Below are 26593 nucleotides of genomic sequence, written 5' to 3' on the forward strand. Positions count from 1 at the left end.
TGAGGCAATCAAACCTGAGTTTGATTCGTTCTACTCCCTCAAATTGACCGAAAAAATGGGATTCAAGCCCCGTCCTAGAAGGACGGCTTTTCCTGATTTCTAATATATTGCTTAAGAACTTCTAGTGGCGCACCTCCTACAGAAATAGCAAAATAGCTGGGACTCCATAGAGCTTCTTTATGGGGTTTTTCATATCCAGCTTGCCCATAACGGCGACTGGAAACACCTTTTAACGCATTAACTATTTGAGAGATAGACAACTTAGGCGGATACTCAATTAGCGCGTGAACATGATTTCCTTCACCGTTAAACTCAATTATTTGGAAATCCATTTTTCTCGCCACTTCTTGAAAGGACTTTTCAATTCCTGCAAGGCTTTCTAATGTAAATATAGACCTACGATATTTTGTTACACAGACCAAATGTATTTTTAAATCTGTAACACTATGTCTTTCTCTGCGAAATAAGGTTGTCATTTTATGCAGACCAATATATAATCTAGCTACAGACCAATATAGCACTACCCATGAAAGCCAGGTATCAATATCGTTTCTATCCCACAGACCAACAGCAACAGAGTTTAGCTCAGTTGTTTGGTTGCGTTCGTGTTGTGTGGAACGATGCCCTGGCGATTTGTAAACAATCGGAAAAATTGCCAAGTAACAACGACTTGCAAAAATTGGTAATTACTCAAGCAAAAAAAACTGTTGAGCGACAATGGTTATCTGAAGTTTCTAATATTCCATTGCAACAGTCGGTTGCTGATTTAGGCATTGCATACAAAAACTTTTTTGATTCTTTAAAAGGTAAGCGAAAAGGTAAAAAAGTAGGTAGACCAAAATTTAAAAAGAAAACTAATCAACAATTAGCACGATTCAGGATTGGTGGCTTTTCTTTTCAGGGGGAACAAGTTTATTTAGCTAAGATTGGTAACGTTAGTCCTATTTGGTCTAGAGAGTTACCGTCAACCCCTAGTTCTGTTACAGTAATCAAGGATTGTGCTAACCGTTATTTCCTCAGTTTTGTAGTGGAGATTAAGCCTGTTCATATTGATAGCGAAGCGTTAGCGAGTCTTCTCCCAAGGGGAGACGCTAAGAGCGAACGAGCGTCTGCTAAACACATAAGTAGTCGCTCCTGCGTCGCTACCGCTGGCGCTATCGGTATTGATTTGGGAATAAAAACTTTTGCTGTGATGAGTAATGGAGAGAAAGCGAAAAGTCCAAACTACTCAAAAATTGATAGAGAAATTCGCAAACTCCAGAAAAAGCTAGCGCGTCAACCCAAAGATTCAAAGCGTAGAGCCAAAACCCGCATCAAAATAGCAAAACTGCACAACCAGATCGCAGATACGCGCAAAGACTTCTTGCACAAACTGTCTACCAAAATTATTAGTGAAAATCAAACTATTGTTTTAGAAGACTTAAATGTGTCGGGATTAGTCAAAAACCGCAAGCTAGCGAGGTCAATTAGCCTACAAGGATGGAGAGAATTCAGAACACAGTGTGAGGCTAAATCAGCCAAACTATGCAGGGATTTTCGCGTTATAAGTCGATGGGAACCAACAAGTCAAGTTTGTTCTGAGTGTGGTTACAAATGGGGGAAGCTTGATTTAAAAGTTCGGTCTGTTCAATGCTTGAGTTGTGGAACTGAACACGACCGAGACGAGAACGCTGCCAAAAATATAAATAAAGTCGGGATAGGGCATTGCCACGACTCTAAACGGACGCAGAGACGGGATAAGACTACTCCGGTAGCACCTGTCAACGAAGCGTCAAGAATCACCTCGCCTTCAGGCAGGTGAGTATGTCAATCATCCTCAATCATTTTGTTGATTAAAATACAGACCCTGAATTGACGACAAGCCTAAGCAAGTCTCATACATTAAACTCACACCAAATGATTATAGGCTTGAAGGGAAGAAATTTCAGAGTGCAGACGATGAATCTCTTTTCCTCAAAGATTTAAAATGAGGGTTTAGAATGAGCGATGTTATTCCTGGCGACCCTTGCGGTAACTGCGAAGCAGAGCGCAATCAATTAGTTGTACTTCCTTCTGAGCAAGACCATCGACAAGGATCATTGAATGCTCGCGTTGTGCTTGTTGAGTATGGGGATTATCAGTGTCTCCAATGTAGTAAACTTTATACCTCAATTCAGGCAATTCAACGCCAGCTTGAGGCGACCTTATTGGAGAGAGATTCACTATGCTTTGTATTCCGACATTTTCCTCAACCTCAAATCCATCCTCAAGCTCAAAAGGCAGCAGCAGCGACAGAAGCAGCAGCAACACAAGGGCAGTTTTGGCAGATGCACGAGATGTTATTGAAGCATCAGCAAGAGCTAGAAGATGGGTATTTAGCAGAATACGCTGACATTTTAGGGCTTGATGTAACTCAATTTATTCGAGACATTGCCCAAAAAGTGTATGTCGATCGCATCAATCAAGATATTGCTAGCGGAATGAATAGTGGGGTAGTTAGCACTCCAGCTTTATTTATCAATGGTGTGCGTTATAGAGACGCTTTAGAGCTTGAGCCACTACTTGTTGCGATCGTTGGAGCTTCTCATGGCTAGTATTTTCTGTCAATAAATGGACTAACGTGCGCGAACTGCCGTAAATGAGGAATCTGATTGATGAGCAGTCTTCTCAAGCAAGTTGTAGCTCAAGTTTCCAGAACGGTGCCATTGCAGACGGTTTTGATTGTGCCGTTTGTGCTGCAAACTTTGGTGACAGTCGGCTTAGTGGGGTATTTTTCCTTCCAAAATAGACAGGAAGCCATCAACGATCTCACCAGTCAACTGCGGCGCGAACTGACGAACCGGATCGAAGGCAAACTACAAACCTATACCGAGATACCCCATAACATCAATCGGCTCAATGCCAGCACCTTCGCTCAGGGAAAAATTGACCCTAGCGCAGTCAAAGGTGAGTTTCCACTCTGGCAGCAAATTCAGATTTATCCAATGGTGAGTGATATCTACTGTGGCGATCGCCAAGGTTCTCTTCTAGGGGTGCGACGTAGCCCTGCCGATCGCTCAATTGAACTGCGGTCAAGTAATGTTGCTACAGATCATAAACTCTACGGCTACAGCCTCGATCGCAATGGTCAGCGAGACCAGTTAATCAGTCAAGGCAACAAAGCCTTCGATGCACGGGTTCGTCCCTGGTATAAAGCAGCAGTGACGGCAGGCGAACCAAGCTGGAGTGGAATCTATGCCGACTTTGCTAGCCAGTTGCCAACGATCACCGCCAGTACGCCTGTCTATAGCACTGCTGATCGATCGCTGTTGGGAGTCTGTGCCACCGATGTATTTCTGCCTAATGAGATGAGCCGTTTTTTGGCTAGCCTGCAAATTGGCAAGAAAGGCATCGCCTTTATTCTAGAGCGATCGGGGCAACTGGTTGCCACCTCCACCGGAGAGGCGATCATAAGTGGTGGGGCGGCAGCAAATCGATTGTCCGCAGTTGAGAGCCGTAACCCTACCGTGCGAGCTACTGCTGCCTATTTGCGCGAGCATTTCAGCGATTTGTGGCAGATCCAGGCTGCGGAACAGCTTGATTTTAAGTTCGATGGCAGGCGGCAGTTGATTCAGGTGATGCCATTCAAAGATACTCGTGGGCTAGACTGGCTGATTGTCACGGTGTTGCCTGAATCCGATTTCATGGCCAAGATTAATCAAAGCATCCGCACGACGATTCTGCTTTGTATTGCGGTTTTGCTGCTTGGCATTGCAATCTGCATTTTGATTGCCCGATGGATCGCTAAACCGATTGTCAGGGTCAGTCAATCGGCAAAAGCGCTAGCAGACGGTGCATGGAATCAGACGGTAGAAATTGAGCGATCGGGCGATTTGGGCGAACTGGCTCGATCGTTCAACCAGATGGCACAGCAGCTTCAAATCGCATTTGCCAAAATGCAGTCTTTAAACCAGACCCTTGCTCAAAGTGAAACCCGCCTCCAGAAAATTTTAGAGTCGGTTCCGGTAGGAATTGTGGTTATGGACGCAACAGGTCGCCCTTATTACGCAAATCAGAAGGCAATCCAACTCTTGGGCAAGGGCGTGCTGCCGTCTGTCACCCCAGAGCAAATTGCCGAGGTCTATCAACTCTATGTGGCAGGAACCGATCGCCCCTACCCAACCGAACAACTGATGATTAAGCGAGCGCTAAACGGCGAACAGGGCAGTGTGGATGATATCGAAATTCACCAGGGGAATCGTATAATTCCGATCGAAAGTTGGGGAACTCCAATTTTTGATGAGTCTGGCAACATTCTGTATGCGATCGCAGCCTTTCAAGATATCACCGAACGGAAACAAGCAGAGAAGCTTTTAGCAGAATACAATCGCACCCTAGAGCAACAAGTTGCAGAACGAACGACAGCATTGCAGGCAAACGAAGCAGAGCTACGCGGTGTCTACGACGAGCTTCGCTTACAGGAGCAGGAATTACGACTGATTGCCGACGCTCTACCCGTTCTAATTAGCTACGTCGATGCCAATCGCTGCTTTCAATTTATCAACCGTACATATCAGGTTTGGTTCAACCGTAGCCGTGAGGAAATTTTGGGCAACCCTGTTCGTCAACTACTCGGTGAGGCGGTTTATGAACGGGTTGAGCCGTATATTAATCAGGTGTTTGCAGGGCAAACTGTCCCTCTAGAAGCAGAAATCCCTTTTCCTGATGATAATCGGTGCATCAGCGCGACCTTTATTCCTGATTTCGATGACAATGCTCAGGTCAGAGGTTTCTACAGTCTCATGACAGACATTAGCGATCGTAAACGAGCTGAACACACTTCTATCTTAGAAGAGCGTAACCGGATGGCGCGAGAAATTCATGATACACTAGCTCAATCTTTCACAGGTATTCTGCTTCAAGTTGGAGCAGTAACACAAGTACTGGCGGATGACCCGGAAGCAACCCAAGTACATCTGGAAATGATTGAGGAACTAGCACGCGCTGGGCTGGCAGGGGCACGGCGATCCGTATCAGCACTCCGTCCGCGGCTACTAGAAGAAGGTAATTTAGAGAGTGCATTGCATCGGATTGTGGCTCAAATGCGAGCAACGACCGACACGGCTCTGATTTGCGAAACTCAGGGTATAGCCTATTCCTTATCAATCGAAGTGGAGAATAACTTACTCAGAATTGGGCAGGAAGCATTAACCAATGCGATTAAATACGCAAGTGCTGGCGAAATTCGGGTTGAGTTGGTGTACAACGAAACACAGTGTATCTTACGGGTTAAAGACGATGGCAGGGGCTTTGGAGTAGGCAGCACTCCTTTTAGCGGTGGGTTTGGCTTATTAGGAATGAGCGAACGGGCAGAGTACATTGGCGCACAACTATTGATTCAAAGCCAACCAGGTCAAGGAACAGAAATTATTGTCACCACCAATCGAGTGTGAAGAATTAGAATGAGCCAATCTACTACGATTCGAGTGCTGATTGTTGACGACCATGCCATAGTCAGAAAGGGTCTAGCAACCATCATTAACCGCGATCCAGAAATGACCGTGATCGCTCAAGCTGAAGATGGACAACAGGCGATCGAGGCATTTCGAGAATACCAACCTGATGTCACGCTAATGGATTTACGAATGCCCAAAATGGGGGGTGTTGAAGCCATTATGGTTATTTGTGCTGAATTTAAGCAGGCTCGAATCGTGGTACTTACAACCTACGATGGTGATGAAGATATCTATCGCGGTTTACAGGCGGGCGCTCAAGGCTATCTGCTTAAGGATTCTAAACTTGGCGAGCTTTTGAATGCGATTCGCGCCATTCATAATGGTCAGAAATACATTCCGCCAGAAGTGGGCGCAAAATTATTGCAGCGAATGACCAATCCAGAACTGAGTGAACGAGAGTTGGAAGTGCTGCGTTTGATGGCACAAGGAATGGGTAATCAAGAAATTGGGACTACTTTGATTATTGGTGAAAGTACCGTCAAATCGCATGTAAATCGGATTTTGAGCAAACTGGGCGTGAGCGATCGCACACAAGCCGTGATTACTGCTGTTAAGCGTGGGATTGTCAGTTTGTAACAGGACTTACGCAAAATTATGAAAAAACGAACCGCAAAGAACGCAAAGAACGCAAAGGAAAGAGGGTTTCAGAGAGTTATTGCATAAGTCCTATGTAAGTGGGGAAAAGAAGGGAAGGAAAGGGAAGTGAATCTTTACCTTTTCCCCAATAGAATTGGCTTTAGACTCAAACTTTAGTTGGAGACAACCTTCCACTACGAGATGAACAGGTTCATCCATCACTAGATTGTATAAAAATGTCAACTCAGAGTGGACGACAAGAGAGGGTCAATTGTCTATATTGAATCCATAGCAATGTTAGCGCAGTTGGGTTGTAAGGCTTAAGTTTGCTTAATACAAACCGAAACATGACTTACAACCGTGATAATCGTTCTTTATTCGTTCTGCCTTCAACCCAAGATCATATTCAAGGTGTACTGAATGCTGCTGTAGTATTCGTCATGTATGGAGATTATGAATGTTTTCAAAGTGCCAATGTCTATCGATTGATTAAAGTTGCCGGGCAGCAATTGAAGGTTTCGTTTGGAGAAAACAATTTAGGTTTTATCTTCCGTCACTTTCCCCAGAAACAGATTCATCCACATGCTCAACGGGCAGCGGAAGCCGCAGAAGCAGCAGCGGCTCAAGGGCAGTTTTGGCAAATGCATGAAATATTGTTCATTCATCAACAGGAGTTGGGAAATGGCTATCTAGTTGAGTATGCCAATCGTTTAGGACTTGATATTTCTCAATTTTTGCAGGATTTATCCAAGGGAGCGTATATCAATCTTATCAATGCGGATATTGAAGGTGGACTGCGAAGTGGAGTAGAGGCTGTACCCGCTTTGTTTATTAATGGAATTCGCTATCTTGATCGCTGGACTGTTGAGCAGATAATGGCAGCCATTGTTGCTGCAAATGATTAAGGTTTTTGATGCTTATCCCAACAAGTATTTCACAATTTCTATACGGACGACAAGAATCAGAGATTTCAGCAATTTAGCAAGAATATAGAGGCGATCGCCATGATGCTTTTTACATGGAAAAAAGTTCAAAAATTGTTGCTGTGGCTATTTGCATTAAGTGTTGTCGTTGGAATATCAATGCATCCAACACCAGCCACCTCCAAGGAATTACCTCAAGCGTCCAACTCTAAACCTGCGATCGTTCTCGTTCATGGGGCTTATGCTGACGGTACATCATGGCAACACGTTATTCCATTGTTAGAGCAGGATGGCTACAGAGTGACTGCTGTGCAGATTCCGCTCACTTCTCTTGCTGATGATGTGGCAACGACGAAGCGGGTAATTGAGAGTCAGAAGGGTTCTGTTGTAGTAGTTGGACATTCCTATGGTGGAAATGTGATTACGGGTGCGGCGGCTGGCAATCCACAGGTGAAAGCTCTGGTTTATGTTAATGCTTTCGCACCAGATGTCGGTGAAAAGACGAGTGATTTGAATAAAAGGTACGCAGCCCCTCCGATTAGTACGGCAATTGTGTCTGATGCTGCAAACTTCCTCTATGTCGATCGCGGGAAGTTTCACGAATTTTTTGCCCAAGACGTATCAAAGGCTGAGGCGCGAGTGATGGCAGCAACCCAAAAGCCGATCGCCAGCGCAGCCTTTGAGCAATCAGTGAATGAAATCGCCTGGAAAACGATTCCTTCCTGGTTTCTCGTGACTCAAAGCGATCGCGCCATCAACCCTGAACTTCAACGATTTATGGCTAAACGGATTAATGCTAAGACAACCGAAGTTAACTCCAGTCATGTTCCTTTTATCTCTCATCCAAAAGAAGTTACCAAAGTGATTGAAGCAGCAAGCACTGCTGTGAAGTAATCGCAATTTTAAGAGAAGCAGTTTCTCGTTACATACAAATAGAACAGACCTAATTATTGACTCTAGGAGATCCGATCGTGCCGACTCAAAATACAAGTATCACTGAAGTCGATGGCAGTCAACCCTTACTGCATCAACATGGATATGAAATTCAGCAGTATGGGACTCTTCGTGATTTGCCAATTGTTCTCAACCCCAGTGCCCGCAGTGAAAGCTGTGTTTTAGTCAATCAAATTTTGGCAGATACGATTATTCTCTATCACCTTTACAAGAAACATCACTGGTTGATGCGTGGACATACGTTTTATCAACTGCATCTGTTGCTCGACAAACACGCCAGTGAACAAATTGAGTTGATTGATGCACTGGGTGAACGGGTACAAACACTCGGAGGTGTGGCGATCGCTGATCCGCGTCATGTGGCAGAAGTCACTAAGATTAAGCGTCCGCCCAATGGCGTTGAGGAAGTACCCGTGATGTTGTCGCGGTTACTGGAAGCTCACGAGTTAATCATTGAGGAATTGAGAGTAGCGATCGATAAAACAGCAGCGAATCAAGATAGTGGTACTAACGATTTGTTAGTGAGCCAAGTGCTGCGAACCAATGAGACGCAAGTTTGGTTTCTGGCAGAACATTTGGTGGATACACCATTGGTACGCAGTTAAATTCAGCAGATCAGGTGTTGTAAATGAATAAGTAACAGTATTTCAGCGATCGCTCTTTAAATCAGTTTATTCTTGACTCCATTTATCGATTGTAGATAACAGAGGAAGCAAAATTCAGCCCTCGTTGCGATTTTCGAGGAATGGTTGGAACTGGCTTACAGAGCCGATGATTTTCAGAGTTCATAATCTATGCCGTTTGAAAACTGGTTTATCACTTCAAAGGAAAATTCAAAACTATGAATTTACAAACAGCTCAAACCACCACTACTGCTGACGAGTCGGCAATCCGTGCTTTCCATCGCCAGATGATTGATGCTTGGAATCGAGGTAGCGGCGAAGGCTTCGCTGCCCCGTTCAGCGAAACTGCCGATTTCATCACGTTCGAGGGCACGCATCTCAAGGGTCGAAAAGAAATCGCTGCATTTCATCAGCAAGCATTCGATACAGTTGTCAAAGGAACACGCCTAGAGGGTGAGGTGGATTTTGTCCGCTTCGTGAACTCGCAACTCGCGCTCATGCTCGTAGTTATCAGGGTAATACTGCCCGGACAAACCGAAACTTCACCGTCACGAGATTCGCTGCCGCTATACGTCGTAACGAAAGGCGACGAAGGTTGGCAGATCGAAGGGTTACTCAACACCCGGAAGTTAACGCTAGAACGTCAATTTTTCTTAGACGACTTTGACTCACTGAGCGCAGAGGCTCAACGTCAAGTGACCGACCTCGTTGCAAGTCTCAAGCAGCGTCATTAAGCAGATCAATCAAAAGAGATGTAAGGAATGGCACGCTTGTTAAAATACAAAAGGCGATCGCCCTAGCTCCCCAATACGGGTTGACTATTCTTCCTGCTGACTCCACTCTCCATTAGTAACTGACCGCTTTAAACCCAACAATCAAAGGATTAGCATAATGGGAAAACTAGAAGGAAAAATCGCTCTTGTCACGGGTGGCAACAGTGGTATCGGTCTTGCCACAGCCAAACAGTTTGTTGCTGAAGGTGCCTATGTCTACATCACGGGTCGTCGCCAAGTCGAACTGGATGCTGCTGTAGAAGCCATTGGTAAAAATGTTACGGCTGTGCAGAGTGATGTTTCTAATCTGGCAGACCTCGATCGTCTGTTTGCCACCATTAAGCAAGAACAAGGACACCTCGATATCATCTTCGCTAATGCTGGCGGTGGACAAATTGCCCCGCTTGGAGCAATCACTGAGGAACACTTTGACAAAACATTCAACGTAAATGTCAAAGGTTTGCTGTTCACTGTACAAAAGGCACTGCCACTGTTGCCAGAGGGCGCTTCTATTATCCTGAATGCTTCGATTACTTCTATAAAAGGTACGCCAGCTTTCAGTGTTTACAGCGCCACCAAAGCCGCCGTAAGATCATTTGCTCGGAATTGGATACTCGACCTCAGAGAACGCAAGATCCGAGTGAATGCCATTAGCCCTGGTGTAGTTCCAACTCCTGGTTACGATCATTTGGGACTGAATGACCAGCAGTTGCAAGAATTTGTGGATAGCCAAGCTGCCACTATTCCATTAGGGCGAGTCGGCACACCCGATGAGATTGCCAAAGCGGTTGTTTTTCTGGCTTCAGATGACAGCAGCTTTGTGAACGGCATCGAGTTGTTTGTTGATGGCGGTATGGCACAGATTTGAAGTCCAAAAGGAGTTAAAGATGAAGCTTATCTCTGTTAATGTCGGACTGCCGAGTGAAGTGACTTGGAAAGGAAAACCCGTCCGCACTGGAATTTTCAAAGAGCCAGTTAATTCGAGAGTGATGGTGCGTGAACTCAATTTAGATGGCGATGGACAGGCTGATCTCACCGTTCATGGTGGTTTAGACAAAGCAGTTTATGTTTATCCTTTTGAGCATTACGATTATTGGCGAGATGAATTGCCTGACACAGAGTTAACGCTTGGTATCTTTGGTGAAAATTTCACAGTCACAGGATTGAAGGAAGAAGAGCTGAACATTGGCGATCGCTTCAAAATCGGTAGTGTGGAACTAATGGTGACTCAACCGCGCTTACCCTGCTACAAACTAGGGATTCGCTTTGGGCGATCGGATATGGTGAAACAATTTCTCGCCAGTCGCCGCACCGGATTTTACTTCCGGGTTTTGCAAGAAGGCGAAGTGGTCGCTGGAGACACTTTAGAGTTGATGAGTCGAGATACCAACAATATTACTGTTGCTGATATCACTCAGCTTTATGTTCGTGAGCGAAATAATCCAGAGTTACTGCATCGTGCTGCTCAACTGGAAGCGTTACCTGAAAGCTGGCGGGATTACTTTCAGGAACAGATCCGTCGTCAGGATGTGAGATAGATCAACCTGTCGTAAAACGCCATCATGTTACTTTTATCACTTACAAAAAGTAATCCCATGACTACATATCGCACAGTTTCGATCGATGGTTTAGATATCTTCTACCGTGAAGCTGGTTCTCGTAATAATCCGACGATTTTACTATTGCACGGCTTCCCAACTTCCTCTCACATGTTCCGCAATCTCATACCTGCCCTCGCGGATAAATTCCATCTCGTTGCTCCTGACTACCCTGGCTACGGCAACAGTTCGATGCCAACTGTAAATGAATTTGATTACACCTTTGATCGCTTGGCTGAGATTGTGGAAAAATTCATTGCTGCGATCGCTCTCAAAAAGTACAGCCTTTATGTGATGGATTATGGCGCACCCATTGGCTATCGGATTGCCGCTAAATATCCAGAGCGCGTGCAATCTCTGATTGTTCAAAATGGCAATGCTTACGAAGAAGGTCTAGGCGAATTTTGGGAACCAATTAAGGCATACTGGCAAGAGCGATCGCCTGAAAATGCTGAAAAGCTCAAATATCTTGTCAGCTTAGAAGCAACGAAGTGGCAATATACCAATGGTGTTCGCAATTTAGAAGCAATTAGTCCCGATACCTGGACTATCGATCAACATTTCCTCGATCGCCCCGACAACGGTGAGATTCAACTGGCACTGCTGTATAGCTATGGTACGAATCCACCGCTCTATCCCCAATGGCAGGAGTATTTTCGCAAATATCAGCCACCAACCCTGATTGTTTGGGGTAAAAATGACTACATCTTCCCCCCAGAAGGCGCTCATCCCTATAAGCGCGACCTAAAAGACGTTGAGTTGCATTTACTCGATACCGGACATTTTGCCCTGGAAGAGGATGGGGATGCGATCGCAAACTACATCGCTCAATTTCTCACGTCACGACTGCAATCTATCCCTGTTTAACTAAACGGCGAAACTGAGCCGTTGTTCATAACAGGCTCTAGCGAATCCAAACCCACGAACAAAAACCTACTAAGCTGTTACGCAAATAAGATTGCACATCAACTGGTGAGGTTGTTCTTTGTCAATTGTCCTTAGGTGAATTCTAGTAATAAATTTACCATAGCCGTTGGTTTCGACTTCGCTCAACCAACTGAGCAGTCGAGAGTTGAGCGAAGTCGAAACTCGTCAACAGAGGTATTTTTTTTATGACAATACCTTAGTAAACACTAATGACTAATGACTGATGACTAATCACGGTCTACACGGAAAATAGTGCAATATGTAGGCGCGTTAGCTTAACAGCTTAATTGTCTGCTATTCCGATTCTTCCATCTATCGCAACGAGATATGAGGAGATCAATATGACAACGAGCAATTCCGATTTTACTGCCCGCGAAGCACTACGCCTGCTCGGTCCCGATCCCGAAAACTGGGTGCCCGATCGCCCTGGCATCGATCACAATGTCACTATAATAGGTGGGAGCGGTAGCGGTAGCACCTTTGTATTTGCGCTACGACGTGCTGGGATCGGTCGCGTGACGGAGATCGATGCAGCCGATGACGAGGCTCATGCAGGCGTGTGGTTGACGCGAGCGCGGATGAGAACGCTCCGCACACCGAAACATCTGCCTGGGCCAGAACTAGGCATCCCAGAATTGTCCTTTCAAGCCTGGTACGAAGCGCGGCACGGTGCGGCAGCCTACGCAGAGATCGATCGCATTGAGCGAGTGGCTTGGGCTGAGTACCTCAGTTGGTATCGGCATTTCCTGGGTATCCAGGTTCGTTACCAGACGAAGTTGGTGCGGATTGAACCAGTCGCAGGTTTCTTCCGCCTACACCTTGAGGTAAACGGTGTCCCGCAGATAGAGACTACCCGCAAAATTATCTTCGCCAATGGCGTGGCTGGCACGGGTGGTTCGTACATACCTCCAATACTGGCTGACTTACCCCGCACGTTGTACGCACATACCGCCGATGCCATCGATTTTGAAGCACTGCGCGGTAAGACTGTGGCGGTGCTGGGTGCGGCGGCTTCAGCTTTCGATGCAGCAGCAGTGGCGCTGGAATCGGGAGCTAAGGCAGTACATCTATTTGTACGGCGATCGGCGATCGCATCTCTGTCAGTCCTTCGGGTACGGGATTACCCTGGTGCTTACGACAACTATCCCCAACTACCCGATGCAGCCCGATGGTTCCAGGCTTGGCACTTTCGTCAAGCAGGCACCGCGCCACCCCCGAACTCGATTAAGCGAGCGATCGCTTTCCCGAACTTTCACATCCATCTATCTGCACCTTGGAAATCGGCACGGAAACTGGGCGATGCGGAAGCCGCCGCCAAAGGCGAACGCATTGCCATCCAGGTGAACGATGATGTTTTCGAGTTTGATTTTGCGATCGCTGGCACTGGTTACTTCGTTGACCCAACAAAGCGTCCCGAACTAGCCGACTTTGCCCAGCATATTGCCCTCTGGCGCGATCGCTACCAGCCACCAGAAGACCTGCGCGACGACGGTTTGGGGGCACATCCTTACCTCGGTAGCGCCCACGAATACCAAGAAAAAGTACCTGGCACTGCCCCTTATCTGAAAGACATTCACGTATTTAATCCTGCTGGTTTGGTCAGCTTCGGATTGCCAGTTGGTGACATCCATAGTATCCGCCGCGACGTACCTGCAATAGTATCGCGCATCAGTCACGACTTGTTCTTTAAGGACTGGGCGCATCATGAGGCACGTATCACAGGCGATATTGCCCCTGATTTTGAGGACTCGCTCTATGCTGCTGCGGTGTGGAAACAACCGATCGAGGCAGCGTCCCGCTAGGTCAACAACCTTTTCACCAGTAACAAATAATTCCGGCTGGGAAACGATGTCAGTAGAAAGCGATCGCCATTTCATGATCGCTGCCGATCGAGCATCACTGTTAAACCAATTCACTTAACAGTGTCATTTCAACAGATTGTTTACTAATTATCAAAGGAGAATGTCATGGTTGCTCAAGTAAATTCACAAGCAAAGATTTTGGAAGTTGCAGACGATCCACGTCTTTCTAAAGGAGTGAAGGAATTTTTGAAAGTGCTGAATTCAGGAGGTGTGCCGCTAGAGACATTACCTCCACTCGAAGCACGTCAAGTACTCGTGGATGCACAGGCTTCTGTTCCAGTAGACCTTTCAGGCATTGAAGAGTCTGAGAAGAAAATTATTGCTGACGGTTATTCGATTACGCTCAATATCGTGCGACCGGAAGGCATCAAAGGCACATTGCCTGTTTTCATCTTTATTCATGGTGGTGGTTGGGTGTTGGGTGATTATCCAACACACAAGCGCATGGTTCGCGATCTGGTTGTGCTTTCAGGTTTTGCAGCTGTCTTTGTCAACTACACTCGAACTCCAGATGCTCAGTATCCGCAGGCTGTCAATGAGATATATGCCGCTACCAAATGGGTAGCCGAGCATGGTGAGGAGATTAATGTTGATGGCAAAAATCTGGCAGTAGTCGGAAACAGTGTCGGCGGAAATATGACAGCAGTCACTGCTTTGAAGGCGAAAGAAAAAGGAGGACCACACATTAAGCTACAAATCATGATGTGGCCGATCGTCGATGCTAGTTTTGAAACGGATTCTTATCATCAATTTGGTGACAAACGGTTCCTGACTACGCCGTTAATGAAGTGGATGTATGACATGTACATCGCTGACCCAGAAAAGCGCCAAGATATCTATGCCTCCCCCTTACAGGCTACGGTCGACCAACTGCAAGGATTACCGCCTGCGCTCATTCAGGTTGGAGAAAGCGATATCTTGCGTGACGGTGGCGAAGCCTATGGACGCAAGCTCGATGAGGCTGGAGTGAAAGTGACAACCGTGCGCTACAACGGCATGATTCATGACTTTGGGCTGCTCAATGGTTTAGCCGAGCTGCCACAAGTCCGCTCTCTGTTTGTTCAAGCTGCTGCTGAATTGAAGAAACATCTGCAATAGGAAGCGATCGATGTTTTTGGGGAAATGAAAAGACGCTCCTCCATCGCTTTGCTGCTTACTGAGTTAGCGTAGGGGAAAAGGGTAAAGCAGAATGGTACTAAGTTAAGACACAGCCCTTGCCGTGACTGCTTCCCAGCCTCCAGGCTAGGAACTAATTCTGAGAGCCTCTGCCTCCAAAGGCTTGATCAGAGGCAGAGCCTCTCGAAATACATTCCCAGCCTACAGGCTGGGAACCAGGTAAAACAAGACTTTCGGCTTATCTTAGTGCCATTTGATCGTAATACAAACTACTCTCAGGTAATTACCTGCTTTGACACCCTCACCGACCTATTTACCACATTCCATGTAAAGCCGTCCTTTATGACGGGGTTTCTAACCATTTTTCTGATGAACAGCCACACACCGAGCGCTAGAGACATTATCGGATCATCACCGTTGATTGCGATTGAAAACGAAGCACCACCCAAGCTGATTGTCGATCCACCGCTTCCCGAACCGCTAGCACAGGGTCGCGTCTTCATCCAGTACCGGACGGAGAATTTGCGTGTGTTGCCAGTGTTTGGCAAAAGTGCCCTCGAAGTATCGCCGCGCATCGGTCATATCCACATTACCGTTGATGACGCGCCGTGGCACTTTGTCGATGCCAGTGGGGAAACGATCATCCTGGTCGGACTGGAACCTGGCGTACACAAGGTGCTGATCGAACTAGCTGACCCCACACACAAAGTAATCACTAGCGAAACTGTGGAGTTCACGCTGCCCGATTTTAAGAAATCATCATGAAAAAACTAGAGGGAAAAATCGCAGTTGTGACGGGGGCTTCTGCGGAAACGCTGCACATCGCGGGTGGTAGTCATTCGCTTACATACTATGAACAACCCTGAAAATTCTCGACTACCCCTGCCGCCTTTCGATCGTGAATCCGCTATCCAAAAAGTCCGAATTGCAGAGGATGCTTGGAACACACGTAACCCTGAACTAGTATCACTCGCTTACACGTCGGATAGCGTTTGGCGCAACCGTTCAGAATTTCTATCTGGTCGTGAGGCGATCGCACAATTCTTGACATGTAAGTGGCTTAAAGAATTAGACTACCGTCTGATCAAAGAGCTTTGGGCTTTTCAAGACAACCGCATTGCTGTCCGATTTGCTTACGAATGGCATGATGATTCCGGCAACTGGTTCCGTTCTTACGGCAATGAGAATTGGGAGTTTGACGAACATGGATTCATGCGATGGCGTATTGCCAGCATCAACGACCTGCCAATTTCAAAGAGCGATCGCAAATTCCACTGGATATTGGGTCGTCGTCCTGACGATCACCCCGGATTGTCAGACCTCAATCTTTGAAAAGCCCAACGACCATATCACCCAGTTTTTATCTTACAAGAAGTCAACTGCTATGAATGCAAACAACGGCATCATTAGCCAGCTTAGTCAATATTCAGTGCCTGTAACCATTGATCGATTAGAAGCTGTCCTTCAAGTAAAAGGCATCACCATTTTTGCCCGCATCGATCAACAGGCTGAAGCCGAAAAAGTCGGACTAAGCCTGTGTCCTACACAGTTGTTGCTGTTTGGCAATCCGAAAGCTGGAACTTCTCTCATGGTGGCAGAACCAACGATCGCCCTGGACTTACCCCTGAAAGTACTTGCATGGGAAGCGACTGACGGCAAGGTGTGGGTGAGTTACAACGATCCTAATTACTTAAAACAGCGATTTTCTCTCTCGGATGAGTTGGTGAAAAATATCGCTATCATTGCACCTTTAATCTATCAAGCACTTAGTTCCGCCGATCGCCAATAAGTTGCAGAATTGGCACGCGATCGCACCTTGGCCTTTTAGAAACAGCATTTAGGCAGTGGTGTCAAAGTCTGAAATAGGGCGATTACTGCCAGATAATTTGCCCACCGCGATCGCCCTGACAACCAAGATATTCTGATTCTGAATCATTGGGAAAACGCTGCATATCGCGGGTGGTTTTTAAGAAAGAGAACGGTGAAAATCAACAAGCAACGAGAAAAACCATGAACATCAACAAGAATGACACCGCAGTAGTTGTCATCGATCCGCAAAACGATGTCTTGAGCGAAAAAGGGGTTTCCTGGGATTTGGTGGGTGAGAGTGTTAAGGATAACAACACCATCGAAAACATTGAGCGAATCTTCAAAGCCGCGAAGCAGAATGGATTTGAAGTTTTTATCTCCCCTCACTATTACTACCCCACCGACTATAGTTGGAAATTTGCCGGAAACCTAGAGCAAATGATGCTTGAGGTTAAGGAGTTCGATCGCCGTGGTGCATTGAGCCTCGATGGATTCCTGGGATCGGGTGCTGACTGGCTCGATCGCTATAAGCCCTTCATTGAGGATGGCAAGACGATTGTGGCCAGTCCGCACAAAGTCTATGGGCCGCAAACTAACGACCTCGTTTTGCAACTGCGTAAACGCAACATCAGCAAAGTCATTATACTTGGAATGTTGGCAAATCTTTGTGTTGAAGCTCACCTACGCGAATTGCTCGAACAGGGATTTGAGGTTCTTGTTGTCAAAGATGCAACAGCAGCCCCTCGGCATCCGCAACTGGGCGATGGCTACAAGGCAGCACTGATCAACTTTGGCTATATTGCCAATGCAGTCCTTTCTACAGATGAAGTTGTAGCAGCAATGCAGTAATGTCAAACTCATTAATTTTACAACACTTATGAAAACATCCGCGTTACTCCTGGCTCTGCCAATCAGTATCTTAGCTAATTTTTCCTTACCTGCTTCTGCTGATTCTACTGCTGGCCTCATCCTGAGTACAAAATGCCGGGGTGGGTATAACATCAATATTTGGCAGAATTATAATTCCGGTGAACTACTCTATCGCGCAACCAGCCCCAACGGTAATTTAAGTTTGGGCAAAGGAACTAGCCAAGCGACAGAAGGTGTTCGAGTGTATAAGTTTCGGAGTGGAATTTATAAATATTCGGTGTGGGATGGCACGTTAGATAATCCGCAGGCTGGAACTTTAGAGGTGTATAAAAACAACCGTATTGTGATGAAGCAAGCTTGTAGAAAAAGTTGAATCTTTTAGCGGGTGTTATGCACTTTTTGGAAACCCAGCTAGGGCAAGCATCTTGAGTTACGCTCGCCAAATACGCGATCGCTAAAATCCTCTTAGTCAGCCAGTTTTTTCTGAAATTCATAACACCTTCTAGAAATTGTATTCACCCGATCAAACCCAAAGGATATGGAAGTGGACACTCAACACTATGACGACATTATTATCGGCGGCGGCAAAGCGGGTAAAACACTAGCACCAGCGCTAGTTGCTGACGGACGTAAAACCGCTCTGGTTGAACGCAGTTTAAATATGATTGGTGGCGGGTGCATCAATATCGCCTGCATTCCTACTAAAACTATGGTGGCGAGTGCCAATGTCGCAAACACAGTGCGAAAAAGTGCCGCTTATGGGGTTAAAACCAATACACCCAGCGTTAATTTAGCAGAGGTGATTCAACGAAAACGATCGGTTGTGCAAGGGATGCGTGAAATGAACTTGCACAATTTAGAAACGGCTCTGGATAGCAACTTGATCATTGGCGAAGCAAGGTTTGTTGCTCCCAAAACGATCGCAGTAACGACGACTGAGGGGAACAATCACTTACTTACCGCCGAACGCTTATTTATTAATACAGGCACACGACCGTTAATTCCATCTGTACCCGGACTCACAGAAGCTGGATTTTTGACAAGTGAGTCGATTATGGAGCTAGAATATTTGCCTGAACACCTGATTGTTCTCGGTAGTAGCTATATTGGTTTGGAGTTTGCCCAGATGTTTCGGCGCTTTGGCTCTAGCGTTACTGTCATTGGGCAAAGTGAGCAAATTCTGTCACAGCAAGATCGAGATATAGCGATCGCAGTTCAAACACTGCTAGAACAAGATGGTATTGAATTCTTATTAAAAGCGAAGGTGTTGAGGGTTGATCGCACTGGTAATGAAACCATCCTGCAAATCCAAGTTGGCGATCGCTCTCTCAGCCTCCAAGGGTCGCATTTGCTCGTCGCCGTTGGTCGTGCGCCCAATATCGATAGCTTAAATTTAGCTGCTGCTGGTGTGGCAACCGATACACGCGGATTTATTCAAGTCAATGATCGCCTGGAGACGAACATTCCGGGGATTTGGGCGTTAGGCGATATTAATGGCGGGCCGCAATACACCCATATATCGCTCGACGATTATCGCATTATCAAAGCTAATTTAATTGATGGGAGCAACCGGAGTACAGGCGATCGCTTAGTGCCATCCTGTCTGTTCATCGATCCAGAACTGGCTCATGTGGGTTTGACTGAAACTGAAGCACAGCAACAAGGATATACAATCCGCGTGGCGAAGATAGATGCGTCAGCCATTCCTAGAGCAAGAACACTCGGTCAAACCGATGGACTTTTGAAGGCGATCGTAGATACAGATACAGGTCGTATTCTAGGGTGTTCCCTGTTGTGTCATGAAGCAGGTGAAGTGATTTCAACAGTGCAGATGGTGATGCAAGCTCAGATGCCCTACACTGTTCTGCGCGATGGTATTTTGACTCATCCCACGATGACCGAAGGGTTAAATATATTGTTTTCCAAGTTGTAAAAAGACAGCAATTGCAGACTCAAGGACTTACCAAATAAACGACATTTTACTCTTGAAGATCAAGTAGATATAGCATGATTAGTAAAACATCTAAAGTCGGTATTATTGGTGCAGGTAATGTAGGTGCAGACGTTGCAAATGCTTTAGTTCTACTCGGTAAATGTGTAAGGGTTGTCCTTTTTGACCGAACCTTATCAAAAGCTGAGGGGCAAGCATGGGATATTGAAGATAGCATTCCTCTACTTAAAGAGATGGAAATCATGCCATCAAATCAGTATGAAGATTTAGCTGATTCAGATATCATTATTGTGACTGTTGGGGTGCAGCAAAAACAAGGACAGACGCGATTAGATACATTGAGTGACAATGCACAGATTATACGTTCGACAATCAAAGAATTGGATCGAGTTGCACCGAATTCAATCGTACTTATCGTTAGCAATCCAGTGGATGTACTCACGCGGATTGCGATCGCTACTTCCACCAGAGCAGAAAACCTAATTTTCGGTTCGGGAACTGTTCTTGATACTGCTAGACTGAGATATCAACTTGGAAAGCGGCTGAATGTTGCAAAACAAGACGTTCATGCTTATGTGATTGGAGAGCATGGAGATAGTGAATTTGTCGTTTGGTCTAGTGCATTTATTGGGGGAATTTTGTTAACTGAATTTCCCATACCACAAGGAGCAACGCTAGAACAAATTCAGCAAGAGTACGCACAGTTAACTCGTAAAAGAGGCTATAACATTTTTGAACGCAAAGGAAATACAAGCTATGGTATATCAACAGTAGTTTGTCAGTTAGTTGATACCATCCTGCGAGATGAAAAGCAGATATTTCCAGTATCGGCCAGAGCAGATTCTAACTATGGAGTTGGCAGTGAAGTTGTTCTTGGACTTCCATGTATCATTGGCTCAACAGGTATTGAGCGCCAACTGCTGTTATCAAGAAATGCTTATGAACAACGCTTATTAGAAGAATCAGCTAATAAACTCAATGAAGCCCATAATTCTTTGCATAATTAAAATCAAATTGTAACCCTTGACTACTCGGCACTCGGCTACTCGGCATTACATCGAAACGGTTTTTAGTGAGATAACAAGTGATTTACCTAAATCGATTTTCTACAGGAATATCAATTCGAGGTAAACGAACGATTTAGTGTCATTTTGCTTAGTTGTTGCAGACATAAGTTCTACTCCCAATGTGTTCTGGAAAAATGAACGATCGTTAGCTTAGTAATTTGCCCCGTAGCAAGAGCCGCACTGTCCCTAGAGCAATACTGCCGATCGCAATATTTGCGCCAATGAATAGCAGTAGTGCCAATTCTTGCATCACTCCAGTCATGCCGCGTTCAACAAGGCGCAAAGATGCTAGCGACAGGGCAGCAATGCCGAGGGTGAATGCCCAGTAGGAAGCTGTAAAGGGTTGTTGAAATAACCACGGTAGCAACCGCAGTAGAATCAGCGCTTGCAACAGTCCATAACCGAAGAGAAACTGGGCAAAGGCATCGGGCTGACCACTGGTGATACTCAAATAAGCAACACAGCCAACGACAGGGGGGGCAAGTTGAATGCCCAGCGTTGGACGTAGTGGTTTAGGCAACGCTTCTAACAAGTAGAGGCGCTGCATAATCATCGACTCCAGTGCTAGCCACGAAAACAGCCCTCCTCCAAAAAAGAACGGGCCCCACTCTCGATAACCGAGGGTACTAGCAACGATCGCACTGACAAAACTACCCGCGACTGTAGAGAGGTAGAGAATGGGTGTAATTATTTCTGGCTTACGTCCTCCCATCCATAGCTGACCGGAACGATACACGCCAAAGCTTAACTGACCAATTGCACCGACAACAAATAATGTGATGGCGATCGCACGAGAGTAGGGTGCGATCGCTAGCGCCACAAACATCGTAGACACAGGCACTAAGCCGATAAAGCAACACAAAACAGGATGCTCAAATTCAGCTAAGGCATCTGCTCTCGCCCACAGCCATTTACCCACATAAAGCAGCAACAATACGAGCCAGATTGCAATTGTCAGCAGCATAATTGCTTCGCCAATCCAGGTAGGCAAGTGCCAAAGTTTAGCAGCTACTCGCCAGCAACTACCTAATCCTGCCAAACCCAGAATCATGCCAAAAAAGGAAGCAGGAATGATGGCACGATAATCTTTCAATAGAGTAGGCTTTGGACGGGATTTTCTCATGATTTAGCTTTCCTGGCAACAGTAGAGAGATGCAAGCGATGAAAAAAGTCAGGCATATTAGGGTGGGAAAGATTGCTTCAAGGTGAGGAGTCGGTTTGTAATAGAGACAACAAACCCAATTTTTAGGCTGTTTTGATCGATTTCGATTGCAAACTCATCAAAACAGTCTTGATAGACAAATTAGGTCAGTGCAGGAGTGCGAATGGTCTCAGACTGTTCACTGTAAATATCCATGATTGTGTTGAGCAATCGCAGTGCATCTGGCTTGGAACGCTGGAAAGAATTGCGTCCGATAATCGAACCAAATCCATGTCCGGCATGAATGGCACGAACTTCATTGAGGAAAGCATCATCACTGTCGATCGCCCCACCCGAAAAAATCACAATCCGCCGTCCGTTAAAGGCACATTGCACCACATGATGCACTCGTTGAGATAATGTTGCGATCGGAATTTGTTCTTGCTCATACACCTTGCGGGCTGCATCCTGTTCGACGTGTTCGTTTGGTAGCTTTACCTTGATGATGTGAGCGCCCAATTGAGCTGCAATCTGAGCCGCATAGCCAATCACGTCGATCGCTGTCTCACCCACTTTACTTAAACCCGATCCCCGCGCATAAGACCAAATCATCACGACTAATCCATGCCGCTTTGCTACCTCGGCACAGGCTCGAATCTGCTGATACATCTCAAACCGATGGGCTGAACCTGGATAGATAGTGAAACCGATCCCCACACATCCTAACCTCAGCGCATCCTCCACGCTGCCAGTGAGTGCTTGTGTTGGATCTGACTCAGCTAGTAACACATCGCGATCATTGGCTTTCAGAATTAGGGGAATTTCACCTGCAAATTCTCGCGCTCCCGCTTCCAAAAATCCTAATGGTGCGGCATAGGCATTGCATCCTGCTGCGATCGCTAACTCAAAATGATAGCGAGGATCATAGGCTGGTGGATTGGGCGCAAAACTGCTAGCTGGCCCATGCTCAAAGCCTTGATCCACAGGCAGCATGACGACTTTGCCAGTTCCAGCTAGTTTGCCATGATTCAGCAACCGGGCTAGATTAGTCAGCGTTCCGGGATTGTCACTGCCATACCAACTGAGAATTTCTTTTACTCGATGAGTCATTGTGTTTCTCCTAAAATTATTGTTTGGTAAAACTTCTTTCCTTTGGGCTTACGACATATCTATTGAGACGATCGCAAAAGGTTCAGCCGGATGAACCGAGCTTTAAACTTGAGACTGAGGTGCAATGGCGATCGTCATGATTTTATTTCCGCCTGTTGTTCTACGTGTCCGCCAAACTGGAAACGCATGGCAGATAACAGCTTATCCGCAAAATCATTTTCGCCGCGTGAGCTAAACCGTTGATACAAGGCGGCGCTGAGTACAGGGACAGGAGTACCTTCATCAATGGCGGCTGCGATCGTCCAGCGTCCTTCGCCTGAATCAGACACGCGCCCCCCAAAGCCTGATAGGTCTGGTTGTTCCAGGAGGGCGATCGCAGTTAGATCCAGTAGCCAGGAGGCAATTACACTGCCCCGTCGCCAAACTTCGGCAATATCAGGCAGATTCAAGTCATACTGATAGTGTTCAGGATTGCGGAGGGGGGTAGTTTCAGCATTAGCCACACGGTTCTGCTTACCCACATTGGCGTGATGCAAGATATTCAATCCTTCTGCGTAGGCTGCCATCAAGCCATATTCGATGCCATTATGCACCATCTTGACAAAATGCCCCGCCCCATTCGCTCCGCAGTGCAGATAACCTTCTTCAGCCGTACCGCCCACCTTTTCCCGTCCAGCAGTACGCGGAATATCACCCCGTCCGGGGGCTAATGATTTAAAAATGGGATCGAGATACTGAACCACGGTCTGAGATCCACCAATCATCATGCAATAACCCCGCTCCAAACCCCACACTCCGCCACTGGTTCCCACATCTAGGTAGTGAATGCCCTTTTGCGTCAGATCATTTGCCCGTCGAATATCGTCAATGTAGTAAGAGTTGCCACCATCAATTAAGATGTCGCCGGAATCCAGTTTTGCAGCCAGTTCCTTCACCATCTGCTCGGTTGGTTCTCCAGCTGGCACCATCAACCAAATCGCACGAGGTTTATTGAGCTTCTGGACAAAATCATCCAGGCTGTAAGTGCCGATCGCCCCTTCTGATGTAAGCAGTTTCACTTTATCAGGTGTGCGATTGAACACCACACATTCATGGTTGTTTTGCAGCAGTCGCCGAACAATGTTCGCACCCATACGTCCTAGACCAATCACTCCCATCTGCATAATTTTTCTCCAATGTAATTCTCGTTTGCATAGAGTCGGTTCTGATTAGAGATAAGATTCTGGTTCATCCTTCCTGCTCAAGTACATCACCTGTGCAAAAGGGAGGCGATGGGCTTAAGCGTCGCCAGAGGCGATCGCAACTCCGTTCGATGTATTGTTTTATCGATTATCGATTGATTTCTCAAATGTATATAATTGTGAGTGACCCGTTCTAGTTGGGGCTGAGATGACAAATCGACTCACCCCTTGCTCCCACTTTGCGGTTGCATCAACGGTGTAAGGACTAGCAGTGCCAAACTGGTTAAGGCTGCTGGGTGGAGGAGTGAAAACCAGATGAAACTTACTTCCGCGATGGTAGCCGCTAATTTGAGCAAAGTTCTCACCATCATTGGACTTCAAACTTCCGTACAGTTTGCCGGCAGGATCAATAAATACGAGTATCTGCCCCTGAGAACCGACAGTACGGAAGGTTCCCGTCCAACTGCCCCGGTAGGAAATTACATAGTCTTGAGAGGGATTTGGTTGAGTTTGGCTGACTGTAAGCGCGAAGAGAGGCTGCGAGTGTAGCAGTCCAATCATGCCAATCGTTAAGATTCCACCAACCAATCGTTTTGTTGTTCGTGTCTTCATCAGTGCTTCTCTTTCAATAGATGATCGATCAACTGTTAATCTGTCAGATTCCCTGTAAACATAGGGTTCTGAGGTGATGCTGGGAACTCTTCAAAGTTTTCGCTTGGCGGCGGTGAGGAGGTTGTTCACTCTAATCCAGTGGCATACACAGATGAATGAGCGATCGCTCTCGTTGTTCAACCGAAGAAAAAGGCTATTTTGCGATGGTTTCTGGCTTCATCTTGGGTCTGTGATAGCGATGGAAAGTTTCTTCCTTCAGCCAATGCGAATTTGACGAATATCGCCGCCGAGTTGGGCGTACCAGTCGGGTAACAAATCTGCCAGGGTTGCTGCCATTTCTACCCCTGCGGGGCCTGCCCCAACGACAGCAAACGTGAGGAGCGATCGCCGTTGTGTTTCGTCTTCCGTTTGGCTAGCACGTTGCAAACATTCTCGTAACTGGCGTTCTAGAGCGATCGCATTCTCTTGTGTCCGAAATGCGAATGCGTTTTTTTGTGCGCCCTCTGTTCCTAAATAACCCTGAATACTGCCAACAGCTAAGACCAGATGACCATAGATATAATCTGAGCCAGAAGCTAACTTAAGACGTTTTTCTTGCAGGTTGATCGCCACTACTTTGTCCTGTACAAAGTTAATATCACTGCCTTGCAGCAACTCTTTATAAGTCGGACAAACGACATCTTCTGACAATTCACTTGTCAATAGTTCATACAACATTGGCTTGAAGACAAACCGTTCTTGTGGATCAATCAAAATAATCGATGTTCAGTGGTTTGATAGTCTTTACCGATGATCGAAATCTTTTGCATATCGAAGCCCGCTTTTTGCAGTTCTAATACGGCGGTTTCTGCTTCAACATGGGATGGAAAAACTTTCACAGTTTCGTGTTTGCACAACATAGATTTGACTCCTTATGAGTGAGAATTAAACAGCATTATCTTTTAAGTGGACAAGACCTGATCGCACGCAGCGCCCTTGCTACCTGAGTGCGTTGGCGTAGCCTCTCGTAGAGAAGCCTTGCCTTCAGCATCGCTCGCACAGGATTTCTTCAAAATATTGCGAACATGGGTTTTCGCCGTACCTGTACTGATGTACAAATTTTGGGCAATTCCATCATTGCTGTACCCGTCAACAATCAGTTGCAATATCTCTAACTCTCGCTCAGTCAACGTTTCAATAGTAAGGATTTGGCTGTATTCCGGTTCTATGGCTCGAATTGCAATTGTTTCAGCATGGTTGCTGCCATCAGCTTGAACAGGATTTGCGTGTTGAAGCAATCTAGCGACCTCTTGGGCGACAGCAGTGAGTGCATGATTAATAGGAGAATTTCCAAAAAAGTTACTCTGAGTTGGAACTTTGGAATACTCAAAATCATCTCCAACTAGTAATGGCATACGTGTCATAAAATTATCCTCAACGAAATATTGATTGAGATTACTGACTCAATTCGTAGATGATCTAAGCTGTTTGAAATACTGAGAAATTATTCTGTTACCAGAAGACCATGAATAAGAATCAATAACACAATTGATCTGACGATGACGTAAAGCCGATCGTGCTGTTGACTAAATTGCTCTCAATATTTGCCTGAATTAAATATATGCAATTAACTCTAACTTGTCGTCCACTCAAAGTTGAAACTTTTGTACAATACAATGATTGATGAATCAGTCCATATATCAATGTAAGGTTAGCTCCAACTAAGGTTGGAATCTAAATTCATACTAAAGTTCAATACCTTAGCCAATTTACCTGACTTTTCACGGGATGTGGAAAAGGGGATTGGTTCGCGATAGCTTGTCGCGAACCAATCCTTTGAACTTAAGATGATTTGCGTCCTCTAATGTAAGGTGCTTGTAGTGTAGCATGCTTGGATTAGAAAAATTACTTAATTTTCGGACACAGATGTTGGAATAAATCACTAAGACTAAGTACACGTCATCGTAAAAAAGGGTTGTAAATGAAAATTGCCATGCCTATGGTGAGCGGAGATATCACACTAGACGCTACTCATTCCAAAAGTGAA

The 26593-nt window shown here is 46.0% G+C and carries 29 protein-coding genes; 21 read left to right on the forward strand and 8 right to left on the reverse strand.

What is annotated here, in order from left to right; translation table 11 throughout:
* Window positions 1–74: 74 nt before the first annotated feature.
* Complete coding sequence (gene tnpA, locus V7K50_RS29950; RefSeq protein ID WP_334966538.1) at window positions 75–476, reverse strand: IS200/IS605 family transposase; 402 nt, start codon at window positions 474–476, stop codon at window positions 75–77.
* 50 nt (window positions 477–526) lie between these two features.
* Between tnpA and V7K50_RS29955 the strand changes: the two genes are divergently transcribed.
* The 20 genes from V7K50_RS29955 (at window position 527) to V7K50_RS30050 (ending at window position 20463) form a co-directional block, all read left to right on the forward strand.
* The gene (locus V7K50_RS29955; protein WP_334966540.1) at window positions 527–1801 is read left to right on the forward strand and encodes an RNA-guided endonuclease InsQ/TnpB family protein; all 1275 of its coding nucleotides are present in this window, start codon (window positions 527–529) and stop codon (window positions 1799–1801) included.
* A gap of 178 nt (window positions 1802–1979) precedes the next feature.
* Window positions 1980–2573: a DsbA family protein gene (locus V7K50_RS29960; protein WP_334966542.1), complete on the forward strand. Its 594-nt coding sequence runs from the start codon at window positions 1980–1982 to the stop codon at window positions 2571–2573.
* A gap of 60 nt (window positions 2574–2633) precedes the next feature.
* Entirely contained in the window at window positions 2634–5411 is a 2778-nt protein-coding gene (locus tag V7K50_RS29965) for a PAS domain-containing protein (protein ID WP_334966543.1), read from the forward strand.
* 9 nt (window positions 5412–5420) lie between these two features.
* On the forward strand, window positions 5421–6050 hold the full coding sequence (locus V7K50_RS29970; RefSeq protein ID WP_334966545.1) for a response regulator transcription factor: 630 nt from the start codon (window positions 5421–5423) through the stop codon (window positions 6048–6050).
* Between the two features lie 347 nt (window positions 6051–6397).
* Window positions 6398–6955: a DsbA family protein gene (locus V7K50_RS29975; protein WP_334966547.1), complete on the forward strand. Its 558-nt coding sequence runs from the start codon at window positions 6398–6400 to the stop codon at window positions 6953–6955.
* A gap of 99 nt (window positions 6956–7054) precedes the next feature.
* Window positions 7055–7867 (forward strand): alpha/beta fold hydrolase, encoded by an 813-nt coding sequence (locus tag V7K50_RS29980; protein ID WP_334966549.1) that lies wholly within the window; start codon window positions 7055–7057, stop codon window positions 7865–7867.
* 77 nt (window positions 7868–7944) lie between these two features.
* Entirely contained in the window at window positions 7945–8532 is a 588-nt protein-coding gene (locus V7K50_RS29985) for a Dps family protein (RefSeq protein ID WP_334966551.1), read from the forward strand.
* Window positions 8533–8768: 236 nt separating this feature from the next.
* Window positions 8769–9284, forward strand: a complete 516-nt coding sequence (locus V7K50_RS29990; protein ID WP_334966553.1) for an SgcJ/EcaC family oxidoreductase — start codon at window positions 8769–8771, stop codon at window positions 9282–9284.
* Between the two features lie 157 nt (window positions 9285–9441).
* Entirely contained in the window at window positions 9442–10191 is a 750-nt protein-coding gene (locus V7K50_RS29995; protein WP_179076270.1) for a glucose 1-dehydrogenase, read from the forward strand.
* Between the two features lie 19 nt (window positions 10192–10210).
* Window positions 10211–10861 carry an MOSC domain-containing protein gene (locus tag V7K50_RS30000; protein WP_334966556.1) on the forward strand — a complete coding sequence of 217 codons (651 nt, stop codon included), beginning with the start codon at window positions 10211–10213 and terminating at the stop codon, window positions 10859–10861.
* A 57-nt stretch (window positions 10862–10918) separates the two neighbouring features.
* Window positions 10919–11788, forward strand: a complete 870-nt coding sequence (locus tag V7K50_RS30005; protein WP_334966558.1) for an alpha/beta fold hydrolase — start codon at window positions 10919–10921, stop codon at window positions 11786–11788.
* 401 nt (window positions 11789–12189) lie between these two features.
* The gene (locus V7K50_RS30010) at window positions 12190–13650 is read left to right on the forward strand and encodes a SidA/IucD/PvdA family monooxygenase (protein ID WP_334966560.1); all 1461 of its coding nucleotides are present in this window, start codon (window positions 12190–12192) and stop codon (window positions 13648–13650) included.
* A gap of 165 nt (window positions 13651–13815) precedes the next feature.
* Window positions 13816–14808 (forward strand): alpha/beta hydrolase, encoded by a 993-nt coding sequence (locus V7K50_RS30015; protein WP_334966562.1) that lies wholly within the window; start codon window positions 13816–13818, stop codon window positions 14806–14808.
* Between the two features lie 387 nt (window positions 14809–15195).
* Window positions 15196–15591, forward strand: a complete 396-nt coding sequence (locus V7K50_RS30020; protein ID WP_334966564.1) for a DUF6130 family protein — start codon at window positions 15196–15198, stop codon at window positions 15589–15591.
* Between the two features lie 87 nt (window positions 15592–15678).
* Window positions 15679–16158: a nuclear transport factor 2 family protein gene (locus tag V7K50_RS30025; protein ID WP_334966566.1), complete on the forward strand. Its 480-nt coding sequence runs from the start codon at window positions 15679–15681 to the stop codon at window positions 16156–16158.
* Between the two features lie 52 nt (window positions 16159–16210).
* Window positions 16211–16615, forward strand: coding sequence for a DUF302 domain-containing protein (locus tag V7K50_RS30030; RefSeq protein WP_256874698.1), 405 nt, complete (start codon window positions 16211–16213; stop codon window positions 16613–16615).
* A gap of 221 nt (window positions 16616–16836) precedes the next feature.
* Window positions 16837–17484: a cysteine hydrolase gene (locus V7K50_RS30035; protein ID WP_334966567.1), complete on the forward strand. Its 648-nt coding sequence runs from the start codon at window positions 16837–16839 to the stop codon at window positions 17482–17484.
* 28 nt (window positions 17485–17512) lie between these two features.
* Window positions 17513–17878: a hypothetical protein gene (locus tag V7K50_RS30040; protein WP_334966569.1), complete on the forward strand. Its 366-nt coding sequence runs from the start codon at window positions 17513–17515 to the stop codon at window positions 17876–17878.
* Between the two features lie 165 nt (window positions 17879–18043).
* Window positions 18044–19438 carry a mercuric reductase gene (locus tag V7K50_RS30045; protein ID WP_334966571.1) on the forward strand — a complete coding sequence of 465 codons (1395 nt, stop codon included), beginning with the start codon at window positions 18044–18046 and terminating at the stop codon, window positions 19436–19438.
* Window positions 19439–19512: 74 nt separating this feature from the next.
* Complete coding sequence (locus tag V7K50_RS30050; protein ID WP_334966573.1) at window positions 19513–20463, forward strand: L-lactate dehydrogenase; 951 nt, start codon at window positions 19513–19515, stop codon at window positions 20461–20463.
* 205 nt (window positions 20464–20668) lie between these two features.
* Here the strand turns inward: V7K50_RS30050 and tehA are convergent, their stop codons facing one another.
* The 4 genes from tehA to V7K50_RS30070 form a co-directional block, all read right to left on the reverse strand.
* Window positions 20669–21646: a dicarboxylate transporter/tellurite-resistance protein TehA gene (tehA, locus tag V7K50_RS30055; protein WP_334966575.1), complete on the reverse strand. Its 978-nt coding sequence runs from the start codon at window positions 21644–21646 to the stop codon at window positions 20669–20671.
* A gap of 180 nt (window positions 21647–21826) precedes the next feature.
* Entirely contained in the window at window positions 21827–22774 is a 948-nt protein-coding gene (locus tag V7K50_RS30060; protein ID WP_334966577.1) for a class I fructose-bisphosphate aldolase, read from the reverse strand.
* Between the two features lie 134 nt (window positions 22775–22908).
* Window positions 22909–23937 (reverse strand): phosphogluconate dehydrogenase (NAD(+)-dependent, decarboxylating), encoded by a 1029-nt coding sequence (gene gnd, locus V7K50_RS30065; RefSeq protein ID WP_334966579.1) that lies wholly within the window; start codon window positions 23935–23937, stop codon window positions 22909–22911.
* A 159-nt stretch (window positions 23938–24096) separates the two neighbouring features.
* Complete coding sequence (locus V7K50_RS30070) at window positions 24097–24567, reverse strand: hypothetical protein (protein ID WP_334966581.1); 471 nt, start codon at window positions 24565–24567, stop codon at window positions 24097–24099.
* Between the two features lie 76 nt (window positions 24568–24643).
* Between V7K50_RS30070 and V7K50_RS30075 the strand changes: the two genes are divergently transcribed.
* A complete protein-coding gene (locus V7K50_RS30075) occupies window positions 24644–24841 on the forward strand; it encodes a hypothetical protein (RefSeq protein WP_334966583.1) in 198 nt (65 codons plus the stop codon).
* Here V7K50_RS30075 and V7K50_RS30080 read toward each other — a convergent pair.
* The 3 genes from V7K50_RS30080 to V7K50_RS30090 are packed head-to-tail and all read right to left on the reverse strand — an operon-like array spanning window position 24823 to window position 25970.
* Window positions 24823–25320: an NAD(P)/FAD-dependent oxidoreductase gene (locus tag V7K50_RS30080; RefSeq protein ID WP_334966585.1), complete on the reverse strand. Its 498-nt coding sequence runs from the start codon at window positions 25318–25320 to the stop codon at window positions 24823–24825. The genes V7K50_RS30075 and V7K50_RS30080 overlap by 19 nt on opposite strands.
* Window positions 25317–25466, reverse strand: a complete 150-nt coding sequence (locus V7K50_RS30085) for a general stress protein (protein ID WP_334966587.1) — start codon at window positions 25464–25466, stop codon at window positions 25317–25319. Before V7K50_RS30085 ends, V7K50_RS30080 begins: the two co-directional genes overlap by 4 nt.
* 42 nt (window positions 25467–25508) lie before the next feature.
* On the reverse strand, window positions 25509–25970 hold the full coding sequence (locus V7K50_RS30090; protein WP_334966589.1) for a helix-turn-helix transcriptional regulator: 462 nt from the start codon (window positions 25968–25970) through the stop codon (window positions 25509–25511).
* Window positions 25971–26593: the final 623 nt, after the last annotated feature.

This window comes from Nostoc sp. (assembly GCF_036917135.1).
Taxonomy (GTDB): domain Bacteria; phylum Cyanobacteriota; class Cyanobacteriia; order Cyanobacteriales; family Nostocaceae; genus Nostoc.